Genomic DNA, 14109 nt, shown 5'->3' with positions numbered 1-14109 from the left:
TCTTGTAGGAGCGGCTTCAGCCGCGAAGCTCTTGTTGCAGCCTGCCCTGATCCCGCGCAGGCTGTACCTTTCCGGGATCGAACCATAGCGTCGTGCGATCCCCGATCAATACCGAGACAGCCAGCATGCATATCAAACTCGCCAATCCCCGTGGCTTCTGCGCCGGCGTCGACCGTGCCATCGAAATCGTCAACCGCGCCCTGGAAGTCTTCGGCCCGCCGATCTACGTGCGCCATGAAGTGGTGCACAACAAGTTCGTGGTCGAGGACCTGCGCGCGCGCGGCGCGGTATTCGTCGAAGAGCTGGATCAGGTGCCGGATGATGTCATCGTCATCTTCAGTGCCCATGGCGTGTCCAAGGCCGTGCGCGACGAGGCGGCGCGACGTGGCCTCAAGGTGTTCGACGCCACCTGCCCGCTGGTGACCAAGGTGCATATGGAAGTGGTGCGTTACAGCCGGGAAGGCCGTGAGTGCATCCTCATCGGCCACGAAGGTCACCCGGAAGTCGAAGGCACCATGGGCCAGTACGACGCCAGCAACGGCGGCGCCATCTACCTGGTCGAGGACGAGGTCGACGTCGCCGAACTGCAGGTGCGCAACCCCGAGAACCTTGCATTCGTCACCCAGACCACCTTGTCCATGGATGACACCAGCAAAGTGATCGACGCGCTGCGCGCCAAGTTCCCCGCTATTGGTGGCCCGCGCAAGGACGACATCTGCTACGCCACGCAGAACCGCCAGGATGCGGTCAAGCAATTGGCCAGCGAGTGCGACGTGCTGCTGGTCGTTGGCAGCCCCAACAGTTCCAACTCCAACCGCCTGCGTGAACTGGCCGAACGCATGGGCACGCCGGCCTACCTGATCGATGGCGCCGAGGATCTCAAAAGCGAATGGTTCGAAAGGGTGAAGGGTGTTGGTATCACCGCTGGTGCTTCTGCGCCGGAGGTTCTAGTGCGTGGGGTGGTGGATCAACTGCGCGCCTGGGGGGCGGAAGGGGAGACGGAGTTGGATGGGCGGCCGGAGAACGTGACGTTCTCCATGCCCAAGGAGTTGCGGGTCAGGCAGGTGTGAACGAGTAGGCGGGGGCCAGTGGCTCCCGCCGATCAAGCCATTATTTCCAGCACTGTTCTACGGTTTTGGCGCCCGAGCCACTGGCGCTGCGGCCTTTGACGCCGATGGCGCTCAGGGTGAGATTGCCGCAGGCAGCATCGCTGAAAGTTGGTGCGTTTGGGCTGGCTGTCAGGGTGTAGCCCCCATCCCCCGCTGCGCTGGCCACACCTACTCGGTAGTAGTCGTTCTCCGAGCGTATTCGTGCCGCGGCGCCTGCGCCGACGACTTGCGCGGCATTACTGACCAACTGGCCGATATTGGCGTTATTGGTCACGTAGCCGTTGTTCTGCGCGTAAAACCGCTCCTGGCGTGCGGCCATCTCTTGCAGCAGCGCCATACCCTCGGCCCTTTTGCTGCGCGTGATGTACTCCTGATAGTTGGGGATAGCGATTGCCGCCAGGATGCCGACGATCGCCACCACTATCATGAGTTCGATCAGCGTAAAACCGCGCTGTTGAGTCGTAATCATTGAAACTCCTCCGGCACGATATGCCAGCTCTGGCGGCCGCTACTATTGGGGTCGTCACCGACGGTGGCCGGGTCGGAGGCGCCGTCGCTGCCGAATACTTTGTTGCCCGGTGCCAGAGTGAAACCGCCGACTGCCGGGAAGCGTACGCCGGAGACCACGCTCTTCGCATCACCATAAGCGTCTAGTGGGCTCACCATCTTGTCGTTATTAAGGTCGAGCACGTTGAATTTGGTACGGCCGCCGGTAAATGCATCGATTGCATAGAACCAAGTGTCAGCGCCGGCCTGGCAAGGATCCTGGTTTGGGGTGAGGCTGCTGAGGAACAGCGTCGAGCCACGTGCAGCCATATTGTTGATGATCATCTCGCCGGTCAGCTTCTGCCCTCCGGAGCCTTCCACTGCCATGTCCAATGCCCAGCCCCACAGGTTGACTGAAGCATCGTCTTTCGGGGCTACGGGAGGATTCGGGTCATTCGGGGTCGGTGTCTTGAACCATTGAACCTGATTTTGGCTAAGCAAGCGGATGTCATTCTGCGCGCTTTGGTTTTCGTCGCCGATCACGGCGCCATCGACCTGATCGGTAAACTGCTGTTTCTGCAGTTGGCTGCGGTCAGTGGCTCTAGGCGTATTGTCAGTGGTCGATTGGCGCTTGGTGTTGCGATCCCAGATGCCATAAAGGGTCATGGCTCGACTCGTATCGACATTCGCATCGCTGTTCTCGATGTACTTGCCGGTACCTACTAGAACCAGATAGCCGTAAGAGCTCGGGTGGCGAACCAGAGAGGGTTGAATGGTGATCGCCTGGCGTTTCAATACACCGCTCTTCGAGTCTTTTGCAGTAAATAATGGCTTGCCACCGTAGGCTATCTTGAAGTCATCGACGGTGACATTCTCGAGGGCTTCCAGTGTCCGCGAGAAGGGGTCTGTCCCGGCTGGCGTACTTTCAGTCGGTAGCAGATCAAAGCGCCACAGGTTTCCTTGCAGATCCCCGGCATAGGCATAATCGACTAGTCCATCACCGTTGTTGTCTGCGCCTCGTACGCTGGAGAGGCCATTCGGTAAAGTTACGTTATTCTCGACGACGTCGGGTACGGTGAGCTTCTTCAGCAGGTTGCCGCTTTTGATGTCGATGATCATCAAGGCAGCCTTGTCGTTGGTGCTGTTGTAACCATTACCCATCAGCACTGCCCACTGTCCCGAATGTAGCCGCACGATCTCCGGTTGAGCGAAGGTGTAGCCAAGATCAGTGTCGGTAGTCGAGTCAAACTCCCAAAGCAGTTTGATGTTTTCTGGATCGGTGATGTCCAATGCAAACAAAGACTTGCCGCCGGCACGAAGGGTGCCGACTAGTACTGTGCGCCAACCTTCGCCGTTACCGTCGCCGAAATAAACGTCGCGAACGATAGGTGAGCCATCGACGAAATAGCGGTGTTCCGCACCGGTATAGTTTTGGCCGGTTAAGCGATAGAGGTTCTTGATTACTTCGGTCGGGATAAAGGCAAACTCTTCCTGGCCGGTTGCTGCATTGAAACCGTGCAACATGCCATCGTTACCGCCTACATAGATCATTTCCTTTCGAGCCGATTTTTGGTTTGCAGTGCGGAATGCAGCGTAGCTTTTATAGCTGCTATTGTCGCCGCCAGGGTTTTCGATCGCGTCGGCCAGATAAGCTAGATAGCCAGGAGTGCCGACAACGACTGGGCTGGAGTTGACGATGTCGCCCAGTACAGTGCTACGGGTGCGGAACAAGGGACTGGCTGAGCCCTCTTTACTGCGGTCTCCACGAATATAGGCGACACGGTCAGCACCTCGAGTATCGCTGGCTCCAACCAAGCTTTCCGGGTCGATGCTTAGCAGGTTCTGCATAGAGCCCAGATTGTTCCAGGTGAAGTTCTTCAGCTTATTTGTTGAGTTGCCGGTGTCTGCCATCATGACCTTGCGAGTGGCTGGGTCGATGCTCTGGTTGGCTGTTTTAGCATTCCAAAGCACTGTTTGCTCGCCGTTACCGGCGACCAGGGTTTTGATCAGTTGGCCACTCCAGTCCTGGCTGGAGAATTGCGTCGCGTAGACGTTGCTTTGAATGCTGGTTCCATCATTATCAGACACGAAGGATGCCGATACTGCGGGGCGTGCGGCGGAGGCGGTTCTGTCGGCGATGCGATTCAGGATGTCTTTGAAGGCTTGCACCATAGCGTCTGGACTGTCGACACTGAAAAACTCTCCGCGCGAGTTGATTGCCGCGTGCCACAAATCATAGACGTTATTGACACTGTCTGAACCTGCGGCAGGCCAGTTTTTGGTGCCGCTTGCCAAGTTGTTATAGCCTGTACCGCCAAATGTGCCTTTTCCCTCATCCCATTCCAGTCCTGCTTGATTCAAGGCGCTTGTGAGGCCTAGGCCCATGGTGAAGTTGACCAGGTGCTGCCAGGTCGCTGGGTCGTTCCGAGGATCCCAGTATTGAGTCGCCGTAATCTCGTTTTTGAATGGAACATAAGGACTAAGGCTGTTGGAGAGATTTGGGTTGAGATCCGTAGCCCAGTAGTGCATTGCCAAGTCAGCAAGTGTTTGTTCTGTCTCGTCTGCAAAAGGGTGGCGGCTTCCGTTGTAACTGGTGCCGTCAGGTAGAGTAAAGTTACTGTGGTCTGCGCGTAGGGTGTTGGTGGGCGAGTTATACCCGCCGTTCCATATGCCGTCGGTCATCATGATGTGATAGCTGGGGCGGCAGGCATAAGTGTTGCCGGCATTGTTGGTTTGACTGGAGTCATTTGGATACTTGTGCCAAGCAACCGGGCTCTTAAGGAATTCGCCAGCTCTTTGCATCGCTATTCGTAGTGGTGTGCCTTGATCGAATGGAGGATCTTGAAACCAGGAAAATAGCTGGCCTTTATGTGCGCTGGTGTATTCGCGCAACCGATTGTCCTTGCAAGCACTGCTGGTGCCGTTGAAGTTCGTGCAGTTGCCCAGGCTTTGCCAGGTTAGTCGAACCTCTGCCGGTAAGTCGGAGAATGCGATTTGAGCGGCGCTCAATGTCGCCAATGCACGGTTGCGATAAAACGAATACCAGATGGCAAAGTTTTGGCGTTCATCTGTGCCAGCAGCGCTGTCATCGGTTCGAAGCTTTCCGGAGGTGGCGGAAACAAAGACCAGCCGATAGCAGTTTTCGTTGGTTTTGCTAGCGTTGCAGTTGGCCAGGGACTCATCGTAGAGGTAGTAGTAAGCTGGAACTCCACTTGTCCGTGTGTCAGTGGTTCTAACCCGGAAGGTGGCGCTGTTTGCACTTGTGTTGGAGATGGTGCAGTAGACGTTGAGTAAAGGGTATGAGGTGATGCTTGCGGTGCAGCTGCTGTTACTGTTTCGTGTGACAGTATATGTTGTGTTGCCTGTTGTGAGTACAGCCGAAGTTTGTCCGTTGCTGAGGTTTAGGTTAAAGGTGTTTGTGTCGAAGTTGAAGTCGGAGGCAGGGTTTGCTCCGAAACGGTTCGCTGTGCTGTTGTAACCATAAGAGGTGTTGGTTGGTAGCGTTCCTTTTGGGTCGTATGTCCAAGTGACTCGATATGAATTGCTAAGGTCGTATGCTCCTCGGCCAGTATTAAAGCCATTATTGTATGCGGCTGTAAAGCTGGTGGAATAAGGTGTTGCTGAGACGTCGCCGTCGCTATCATAGCGTGTGGGGATGCGATAGGTTACCGATGGATTGTAGTACATCGGGTTGAAGTCGGCCGATTTTGCTCGGCGTGTGCTGTGCAACCCATTAATACTGTCTGGTACAAACGCCCAGCGCATACTTCCCGAGTCGTCGAGAGTAAGAATAAGGTTTGGGGCTACTGTTTCGTTGAGAATCAACGGCTTCTGGCTGATATTGAGCGCTGCGGCGCCGACTGAAAAGGTGCAGCCGAAATAGAGAAAAAAGCCTAGAGTGCTGAGCAGTGATTTGCTTGAAAGTGTGGGCTTGTGCATGGCGTTGTCCTGAAGTAATCGCTGACGGCGTCTTAGTTTTTCTCGATCAAACCCTTTGAGTTCAGGGCTACAGTTGAGCGAACAGCGCTACTGATATTGTTGTTTTCGGCAGTACCATTGACTTCGTAGCGGAATACCCCGATACCTAATAACATGTTTCCATATTCCGGGTTTTCGGATTCGCCCTGCAGCTCTCCCCCTGGTGCAATCTGTGCGTACCACTGAGCGGTGCCGTAGAGTTCGGTGCCGTCATTTGGTGAGTAAACCTGGACATCTGTTGCATTGATTGCATAGGTAGGGTCGCGGTTGAGTAGGCAGAGCTTTTTCGGAGCCAGGCCTGCACAGTCATCCGTCGGTTCCTGCGGGCCAAATTCGACCACCCGTCGCTCACCATCGCGAAGCGTGGAGTCGGCAACATTCAGCAGTTGTTTGCTTTCGATCATGTTGCCGGTGATTCGTGACTCCAGACTGACCTCGCGCATATTGGCTATGGCTAGAACAGTGATGACCAGCAGGAATACCAAGGCAATCAGCAGGCTAATACCTTGTTGCTGGCGTCGTTGGCCCAGAAGTTGGTGGCGATTCTGTGTCATGGCATCAGATTCCTCATGCTGGCGCTGCTGGATAGCATGGTGTAGAGGCGCTTGTCGTTAGGCTGGTTGCCGAACCAATATTCATAAACGTGGCTGCCAGCACTCTTGCTAATTTCGGTTGGACTTGCTGCCATAACGGAGAACTGCACGGCACGAATATTGGCGTTCTCGGCAGGTTCAGGAACGTATTCGGTGATACGCTTTTCTTCGCTATAGTTCACGCCATAGTCGAATCCCAGTCCTGCAATTCCGGTGGCAATGGTTTGGCCATTGCACGTCAGGTTGCCGTTAGCGAGGTTGAAGATCTCTGTTACCGGGTCAGCCTCGATATAAGGGCTGGCCGGAATACCGACGATATTGTCGCCGCTGCAGGTGCGGGCATTGGGGAAGGCGGGTTGGTAACGAATGCAAAATGAGTTGGCACTTACTCGTTTGACTACTTGCCCTGCAGCCATACCGTCACAGGCACCGCCGCTTGCCGAAGGGAAGGCGGCCTCCATGGTTTCATCTGGACGACGGCGGTAGCCGGTCTTGGCCAGCGTTTGTTCCAGCAGCAGGATGGAGAAACGCGCGCTCTCGATATTCTGTCCCTGGCTTTGCTGAAACAGGGTGTTCTCGCGGTTGTCCAGGTAAACCTGGGTGATGCCGATGATCAGGAAACTGCTGATCAGCAGGGCGACCATCATCTCGATAATGGAAAGACCGTGTTGCTTGTGCATGGTCAAAGTTCTCCGCGCAGGCGTAAGGTGCAGATAAAGGGATCGGCGCCGTTGCCACAGGTCTCGCCGTTGGAGCGCCAGGCCACCTGAACTTCGACCGTCGAACCGGCGCCGGCGGCGCAGACGCCAGGTTGTACCGAGCGGCAAACGTAGAAGGCATTGCGTACGGCTGCGGCGTCGTCATCGTCGCCCGCCGTGCCGGGCATCAGCATGCGCGCCTTCTCGCTCCAGCAGGTGAGTTGCTCGGCAACGTCGGTCGCGTCCACCTGGCCGCCCTCGCATTCGCCCTCGGCTGCAAGCTCGTCAATCAGATAGTTGTCGCGGGCGTCCGGATTGGCGCGGATTTTCTCCATGATCTCGGTCGCCAGCATGACGGCGTTGTTGCGTGCCACCGAGTCCGAGGTGAACTGGATGCCACGGCCTTGCATGGCCACCAGGCCGAGCATGCCAACGGTGAGCAGAACCAGGGTGACCAGTACTTCGATCAGGCTGAAGCCGCGTTGTGTGTTGCGCTGGGTCATGGTTGGCAGTCTCCCAGGTCATTGCCTTGATTGTTCTTGCCGCGCGGCAACAGCCGTGTGCTGCCGCTGGGCTGTACTTCGATCCGATAGGCAAATGCTGCGTTACCGTCGCGACAGATGACGAAATCAGCGCTTTCGGCTGTGCCGTTTGGCGTAAAGGTCAGCGTAATGGGCGCCAGGCTGCTGGTGATGCTGGCATGCTGCGGGTTGAAGCTTTCCTGCCGCAGGGCCGTGTTATCTGCAGCGTTTTCGACGATCCAGTTATTCGCGTTATCGTTACGCAGCCGTATCGAGGTGCGGCGCACCACCGCTTGCGAGCGGGCGAATTGCAGCAGGCTGTTGAGTGTCTGCGCCTGCGCCTCGATCTGGTTGTTGGCAACCAGGCGGGCGAAGTTGGGTATTGCGATACCTACTGCGATAGCCAGCAATGCCAGCACGATCATCAGTTCGATCAGGCTGAATCCTCGCATGTCAGGGTGGTGTGACATGTTTTGCTCCTAAGGGACGTCCGAGCGAATACTGCGATAACGTCCCTTGTCTGTCTGCCATCGCAGGACGGCTGGCTGACTGGAGCGGATGACTGGTTACAGCGTGTGTTCAACCCTGGCAGCGATGGGCCTCTTCGAGGTTTTCCAGATGGCTTGCCTGGCGAACGCGCCCCTGTCGATTGAGGATCAGTTGCCAGGCAACAACGTTGCCTTTGCATTGAAAGAAACGGCCGTTACTGGACGGGCTGGTGCCGTTGGCATGGAAGCGTATGCGCGAGTCGAAGCCCGCCCAGCGCAGCGGTGTCCTGCTGCGGTGTTGCTGGATTTGCAGGGCTTGATCCGGGGTGTGCATCAGCTGTATGCGCCAACCCTGACCCCAGTCGCTGCCGCAGGTCACTCCATCGCGGGAGCCGCACAGTTCTACGCTTGTCCTGTGCAGTACGGCTTGTAGCCGGGCATGATGAAGTGATGCATGCAGGTGATTGCGCAGTGCCTCGCGTTCGCTTTTTTGTTGTAGCGCTGCGAGGCTGGGGATGGCTATCGAGGTACCGATGCTGACCAGTGCCAGCGCGACAAGAAGTTCATAGAGGCTGAACGCCGACTGTGAGGATCGTTTCATGGGTATAGTCCTTTATGTTCTGCTGCGTGCGTTCCTGGCACAGGTAAAGGTTTAGTCGTGATTGACTGTCTTGGCAAATGAGAGGGCGATGTGGGGCGAGTGTTAGTGGTCGGGGGCGGTGCTTTAGGTTTGTTGTCTGCCAGCTTGTTGGCTGCAGCGGGTGAGGAGGTCTTGCTCGTGGATCGTCAGGGGGTTGGCGGCGAATCCTCCTGGGCTGGCGGCGGCATCGTGTCGCCGCTCTATCCCTGGCGCTACAGCGCAGCGGTCACGGCCTTGGCGCATTGGTCGCAGGATTTCTACCCGGGTCTGGGTCAGCGTCTGTTGGCGCAGACGGGTGTCGATCCCGAGGTGCATGTCACCGGGTTGTATTGGCTGGATCTGGATGATGAAGCCGAGGCGCTGGCCTGGGCTCGGCGTCAGGGCCGTGAGCTGTTTGCGGTGGATATCGCTGAGGCGTATCAGCAGGTGCCTGTGCTGGGCGATGGCTTCAAGCGCGCCATTCATATGCCAGGTGTGGCCAATGTGCGTAACCCCAGGTTGGTCAAGGCGTTGCGAGCCGCTTTGGCGGCCATGCCGAATGTGGAGTTGCGTGAGCATTGCCCGGTCACTGGTTTCATTCAGGAGAATGGGCAGATTCGGGGCGTGACTACCGCTGGTGGCGAGATTCGTGCCGAGCGCGTGGTTCTAGCGGCCGGTGCCTGGAGTGGTGAGTTGCTCAAGACGCTTGGGCTGGAGTTACCAGTTGAACCTGTGAAGGGGCAGATGATTCTCTACAAGTGCGCCGAGGATTTTCTGCCAAGCATGGTATTGGCCAAGGGGCGCTATGCGATCCCGCGGCGTGATGGCCATATCCTGATTGGCAGCACGCTGGAATACGCCGGCTTCGACAAGACGCCGACCGATAATGCGCTGGAAAGCCTCAAGGCATCGGCAGAGGAACTATTGCCTGCACTCAAGGGTGCCGAGGTGGTGGGACATTGGGCCGGTTTGCGGCCCGGCTCGCCGGAAGGTATTCCCTTTATTGGAGAAGTGTCTACGCATCCAGGCCTGTGGCTGAACTGTGGGCATTTCCGCAACGGATTGGTGCTGGCGCCAGCGTCCTGCCAGTTGCTGGCTGATCTGATGCTTGGGCGTGAGCCGATCATCGACCCGGCGCCTTATGCGCCAACAGGGCGGTTGCAGTAGTGGGCCGTCAGCCCCGCATCAAAGGTTGCGGGGTTTGAAGCTGCGATCGTGATCGCCGGCAAGCCGGCTCCTACACGCGCGTTATCCGTGGTTAGTCGATACCCAGCTTCTTCAGGCGATAGCGCATCGAGCGGAAGGTCAGGCCCAGGCGCTGAGCCGCCGCCGTGCGGTTCCAGCGCGTTTCTTCCAACGCCTGCATGATCAGCTTGCGCTCGATGTCTTCGAGGTAGTCCTCAAGGTTGTCGATCTGCGCCAGGCTGGCTTCGCCGCCCTCGTTGCTGGGACCACTGGCATCGGCCAGGCGCAGGTCGCTGGGCGTGATCTGGTCGTCTTCGCAGAGGGTATAGGCGCGTTCGAGCATGTTCTCCAGCTCGCGCACGTTGCCAGGGAAGCGATAGCTCTTCAGTTTTTCCAGCGCGTCGGGGTGCAGTTTGGCGGCGGCCAGGCCGGTGCCATCGGCCAGGCGCGCGAGCATCACGTCAGCCAGCTGGGCGATATCTTCGCGACGTTCACGCAGCGGCGGTACGCGCAACTCAATCACGTTGAGGCGGTAATAGAGGTCCTGACGGAAGCGGCCAGCAGCGACTTCCGCGGCAAGGTCCTTGTGGGTGGCGCAGAGAATGCGCACATCGACAACTACTTCTTGCTGGCCGCCGACTGCGCGCACGGCTTTTTCCTGAATCGCACGCAGCAGTTTCACCTGCATGGGCAGCGGCAGGTCGGCGACCTCGTCGAGGAACAGGGTGCCGCCATTGGCCGCCTGGAACAGCCCCTGCTTGTCTTCGATGGCGCCGGTGAAGCTGCCTTTCTTGTGGCCGAAGAACTCGCTCTCCATCAACTCCGAGGGGATGGCGCCGCAGTTGACCGGCACGAACGGTTGTTCGATGCGTGGGCCCTGCTCATGAATCAGGCGGGCAACCAGCTCCTTGCCGCTGCCCGATTCGCCGCTGATATAAACCGGCGCCTGACTGCGCGAAAGCTTCAGGATCTGCTTGCGCAGCGACTTCATGGGCGGGGAGTCGCCTAGCAGGCGGCTGTCGACTGGGGTTTCCTCGCCTTCGGGCGCGCGAATGCGCAGGGCTGTGGCGACCAATTCGCGCAGGCGACCGAGGTCCACCGGCTTGGTGAGAAAGTCGAAGGCACCGGCTTTGAGCGAGTTGATCGCGGTGTCCAGGCTGCCGTAGGCGGTGATCATCGCCACGGGAACCTGCGGGTGGCGCTGCTGGATGTGCTGCACCAGGTCGAGGCCGGTACCATCCGGCAGGCGCATGTCGGTCAGGCACAGGTCGAACGGCTCGCGCGCCAGCCACTCGCGCGCCTCCTTGACATTGCGGGCACTGCGGGTGTCCAGCTTCATGCGTCCGAGGGTGATTTCCAGCAACTCGCGGATGTCGGGCTCGTCGTCGACGATCAGGGCTCTCTGACGGTTCATGTTCAGCTCAGTTTGCGCGGATGGGCGAAGGTGATGCGAAAGCAACTGCCGCCACCTTCACGAGGTTTATAGTCGAGGCGAGCCTGGTTGCTCTCGCACAGCTCGCGCGAGATGTACAAGCCAAGGCCGGTGCCTTTGTTCTCGGTAGTGTAGAAGGGCTCGAAGATGTGCGGTTCCTGCTCGGGCGGCACGCCGGGGCCGTCGTCGAGAATCTCCAGTACCGGCAGGTCGCTTTCCGCATCGCGGAACAGGCGCAGCCAGACCTGGCCAAGGCGGTGCTTCTGAGCACTGTAGCGCAGGCCATTCTGCACCAGGTTGGTCAGCACCTGATTGAGCTGGTGCGGATCCATTCGAGTCTGCAGTCCGCCGCCGCGTGCCTCCAGGTGGAGCTGGCGGTCGGCGGGGGCCGAGCTGCGAAACTCGCTGGCGAAGCGATGCAGCCAGTACTTGAGGTCGAGCAACTGCGGCTCGGCTTGGCGACGGCGGGAGAGCTGCAGGACGTTTTCGATCACCAGGTTCATGCGTTTGGAGTGGTCCTGGATGATCTGCGCCAGGCGCTGATCCGGGCCGTGCAAATCCTCCGATTCCTGCAGTAGCTGCGCTGCGTGGCTGATGGCGCCGAGCGGATTACGAATTTCGTGAGCGATGCCTGCGGTCAGGCGGCCGAGCGAGGCCAGCTTGAGCTGCTGCGCCTGCTGGGCGATCTGCGAGATGTCATCGAGAAACACCAGGGTGTGCTGCTGGTCACCGCGCTGAAGGGAAATGAAGCTGGGCTGTAGCACCGGCCCGTCGACCTGGGCCTGCAGGCTGTCCGGGCGCAGGGTTGGGTTGTGCAGCCACTGCTGCAGACGCTTGACCAGTTCGGGGCAGTGCGGATCGATGATCTTTCCGGTCAGTTCACCGCGCCCGAGCAACTGCTTTGCGCCCTGGTTGGTCAGCAGCACCCGATGTTGGGTGTCGAGCACGAGGATACCGGTGCGCATACGCTGCAGGATCTGCTCGTTGAGCTCTTCGAGGTTGGCTACATCGGCCGCACGTTGTTCGGCCAGGCTCTCGCTTACCTGCAGGCGGCGTGTGATGCCCTGGATGAACAGAGCGCCGGCGAAGCACAACGCACCGAGTGCGCCTGCTTGTACGTACTGCGCGGCGGCGGCGGGGCGGCTGAGGCTGAGATAGAAGGTCAGGTAGATCAGCGCCATCGCGGCAATGGCGGCGATCAGCAGGCCGATGCGGCCGCGCAGCAGGATATTGGCGATGGCCACGGCGACCACCAGCAGGTTGCCGATGCCGCTGGGCGTGCCGCCGGCTGCATAGAACAGGGCCGAGAGAAAGATCACGTCGACAAGCGCCAGGCTGAACAGCTGCACCAGGTGCTTGGGCTTTTGCACCAGCACGGCGATGAAGATGTTGAGGATCAGGTAGACCCAGCTGCCGGTGCGAAATAGCTCGATATGCACGACGTCCAGCAACTGCTCGTCGAGGTTGCTGGAAATTAGCAGGATCAGCGCCAGGCCGATGCTCAGGCGATAGAAGTGGTAGAGCCTGAGGATGCGCTGCCCTTGTTTGCTGTTCTGTACGCTGGTGTCAGCGATCACCGGTGTGTGGGCCTTGCTCAAGGTGTTTCTGGCTGCAGTACCAGCGCTGATCCTGGCTCAGTGCCTGGGTCTTGGGAATATGCACGCCGCAGTTCTCGCATCGCACCATGGGGGCTGCGGCGTCCTCGGTGGGGCGAGTAGGTTTGGCTTTGCTGATGAAACGACGCCAGATCCAGATTGCGGCGAAGATCACGGCAACCCAGAACAGCAGGCGGAACAGGCCCATGGTGTGCTCTTTTATCCGGTTAAAGCCGGCAGTTTAGCCAAGCTGAGACCATCGGCACAGAGGGGCGGTGGCAGGCTGTGAGCTGATTCCGGGGCGGCGAGCTGCAAGTCAGAGCGGCGGCACTGAGCCTGGATGAAATCCGCAGGCACAAAAAAGGGAGGCCGAGGCCTCCCTTGTTCTGTCGTGCATCGATCAGTCGAACAGACCGAAGGTCAGGTAGCTCCAGATCGAACGCTTTTTGGCGGTTTCGCCGGTCTTGGCGTCTTGCTGCAGTTCGGACGGGATTTGTTGCTCGGCGTCTTCGTACTGGCGAATCACGTCCTGGCTGGCGCGGGTTTCGCCCGGCGGCAGCGGCGTGTCGGTTTCGATCAGGCCCAGGGTGGCCTTGGCCAGCCAGGAGCGGTTGTCGGCCTCTTCTTCGAGCGGGACGAACTCGCCGCTTTCCAGGCTCGGATGGTCAGGGTAGTTGAGCTTGAGGGTTTCCAGGCTGGTGGCAGCCAGGTCGTCCAGGGACAGACGCTGATACGCTTCGGTCATGATCGCCAGGCCATCACCGACCGACGGGGTTTCCTGGAAGTTTTCCACCACATAGCGGCCACGGTTGCCGGCAGCGACGTAGGCCTGACGGGTCAGGTAGTAGTGGGCTACGTGGATCTCATAGGCGGCCAGCAGGTTGCGCAGGTAGATCATGCGCTGTTTGGCGTCCGGGGCGTAACGGCTGGTCGGGTAACGGCTGGTGAGCTGCGCGAACTCGTTGTAGGAGTCGCGCGCGGCGCCCGGGTCGCGCTTGGTCATGTCCAGCGGCAGGAAGCGGGCCAGGAGACCGCGGTCCTGGTCGAACGAGGCCAGGCCCTTGAGGTAGTAGGCGTAGTCGACGTTGGCGTGCTGCGGGTGCAGGCGGATGAAGCGCTCTGCGGAGGACTTGGCGGCTTCCGGCTCGGCATTCTTGTAGTAGGCGTAGATCAGTTCCAGCTGCGCCTGCTCGGCGTAGCGCCCGAACGGATAGCGCGACTCCAGCGCCTTCAGTTTGGAGATGGCCTGGGTGTAGCTGCGGTTGTCCAGGTCGGCCTGGGCCTGCTGGTACAGCTCCACCTCGCTGAGGTTTTCATCGACCTCCGGCTGCTTGGAAGAGCAGGCGGCGGTAAGGGCGAGGATGGCGATCAGCAGCAGGTGTTTCACTTGCATGGCGGCTTGCGT

Annotated in this window: 13 protein-coding genes; 2 read left to right on the top strand and 11 right to left on the bottom strand. The window is 58.9% G+C overall.

Translation table 11 applies throughout. The annotated features are described in order from the left end of the window. Positions 1-125 precede the first annotated feature (125 nt). The gene (ispH, locus tag AAEQ75_RS03180) at positions 126-1070 is read left to right on the top strand and encodes a 4-hydroxy-3-methylbut-2-enyl diphosphate reductase (RefSeq protein ID WP_343350872.1); all 945 of its coding nucleotides are present in this window, start codon (positions 126-128) and stop codon (positions 1068-1070) included. A 40-nt stretch (positions 1071-1110) separates the two neighbouring features. On the opposite strand, the gene AAEQ75_RS03175 is transcribed toward ispH, so the two are convergent. From AAEQ75_RS03175 to AAEQ75_RS03145, 7 genes are all read right to left on the bottom strand, one after another. After that, positions 1111-1578: a type IV pilin protein gene (locus AAEQ75_RS03175; RefSeq protein WP_343350871.1), complete on the bottom strand. Its 468-nt coding sequence runs from the start codon at positions 1576-1578 to the stop codon at positions 1111-1113. Then, positions 1575-5534, bottom strand: a complete 3960-nt coding sequence (locus tag AAEQ75_RS03170; RefSeq protein ID WP_343350870.1) for a pilus assembly protein — start codon at positions 5532-5534, stop codon at positions 1575-1577. The genes AAEQ75_RS03175 and AAEQ75_RS03170 overlap by 4 nt, the downstream gene beginning before the upstream one ends. Before the next feature lie 32 nt (positions 5535-5566). Beyond that, a complete protein-coding gene (locus AAEQ75_RS03165; protein ID WP_343350869.1) occupies positions 5567-6127 on the bottom strand; it encodes a pilus assembly PilX family protein in 561 nt (186 codons plus the stop codon). Then, positions 6124-6846 carry a prepilin-type N-terminal cleavage/methylation domain-containing protein gene (locus AAEQ75_RS03160; protein ID WP_343350868.1) on the bottom strand — a complete coding sequence of 241 codons (723 nt, stop codon included), beginning with the start codon at positions 6844-6846 and terminating at the stop codon, positions 6124-6126. Before AAEQ75_RS03160 ends, AAEQ75_RS03165 begins: the two co-directional genes overlap by 4 nt. Positions 6847-6848: 2 nt before the next feature. After that, positions 6849-7367, bottom strand: coding sequence for a type IV pilus modification protein PilV (pilV, locus tag AAEQ75_RS03155; RefSeq protein ID WP_343350867.1), 519 nt, complete (start codon positions 7365-7367; stop codon positions 6849-6851). Further along, positions 7364-7855, bottom strand: a complete 492-nt coding sequence (locus AAEQ75_RS03150; RefSeq protein WP_143506889.1) for a GspH/FimT family pseudopilin — start codon at positions 7853-7855, stop codon at positions 7364-7366. The genes pilV and AAEQ75_RS03150 overlap by 4 nt, the downstream gene beginning before the upstream one ends. A gap of 109 nt (positions 7856-7964) precedes the next feature. Beyond that, positions 7965-8474, bottom strand: coding sequence for a GspH/FimT family pseudopilin (locus AAEQ75_RS03145; RefSeq protein ID WP_343350866.1), 510 nt, complete (start codon positions 8472-8474; stop codon positions 7965-7967). 90 nt (positions 8475-8564) lie between these two features. Here AAEQ75_RS03145 and thiO point away from each other — a divergent pair, with 90 nt between their 5' ends. Further along, the gene (thiO, locus tag AAEQ75_RS03140; RefSeq protein WP_343350865.1) at positions 8565-9659 is read left to right on the top strand and encodes a glycine oxidase ThiO; all 1095 of its coding nucleotides are present in this window, start codon (positions 8565-8567) and stop codon (positions 9657-9659) included. 91 nt (positions 9660-9750) lie between these two features. On the opposite strand, the gene AAEQ75_RS03135 is transcribed toward thiO, so the two are convergent. The 4 genes from AAEQ75_RS03135 to AAEQ75_RS03120 form a co-directional block, all read right to left on the bottom strand. Further along, entirely contained in the window at positions 9751-11091 is a 1341-nt protein-coding gene (locus AAEQ75_RS03135; RefSeq protein WP_343350864.1) for a sigma-54-dependent transcriptional regulator, read from the bottom strand. A gap of 2 nt (positions 11092-11093) precedes the next feature. Beyond that, positions 11094-12686 carry a sensor histidine kinase gene (locus tag AAEQ75_RS03130; RefSeq protein ID WP_343352318.1) on the bottom strand — a complete coding sequence of 531 codons (1593 nt, stop codon included), beginning with the start codon at positions 12684-12686 and terminating at the stop codon, positions 11094-11096. Beyond that, positions 12676-12912 carry a PP0621 family protein gene (locus AAEQ75_RS03125; protein WP_099522406.1) on the bottom strand — a complete coding sequence of 79 codons (237 nt, stop codon included), beginning with the start codon at positions 12910-12912 and terminating at the stop codon, positions 12676-12678. The genes AAEQ75_RS03130 and AAEQ75_RS03125 overlap by 11 nt, the downstream gene beginning before the upstream one ends. 192 nt (positions 12913-13104) lie before the next feature. Then, positions 13105-14097: an outer membrane protein assembly factor BamD gene (locus AAEQ75_RS03120; RefSeq protein ID WP_179575669.1), complete on the bottom strand. Its 993-nt coding sequence runs from the start codon at positions 14095-14097 to the stop codon at positions 13105-13107. Positions 14098-14109: the final 12 nt, after the last annotated feature.

The organism is Pseudomonas sediminis, from assembly GCF_039555755.1.
GTDB classification, from domain to species: Bacteria; Pseudomonadota; Gammaproteobacteria; order Pseudomonadales; family Pseudomonadaceae; genus Aquipseudomonas; species Aquipseudomonas mendocina_D.
Note: the sequence above shows the minus strand (reverse complement) of the source record. Positions and strands in the feature narration are given on the sequence as shown.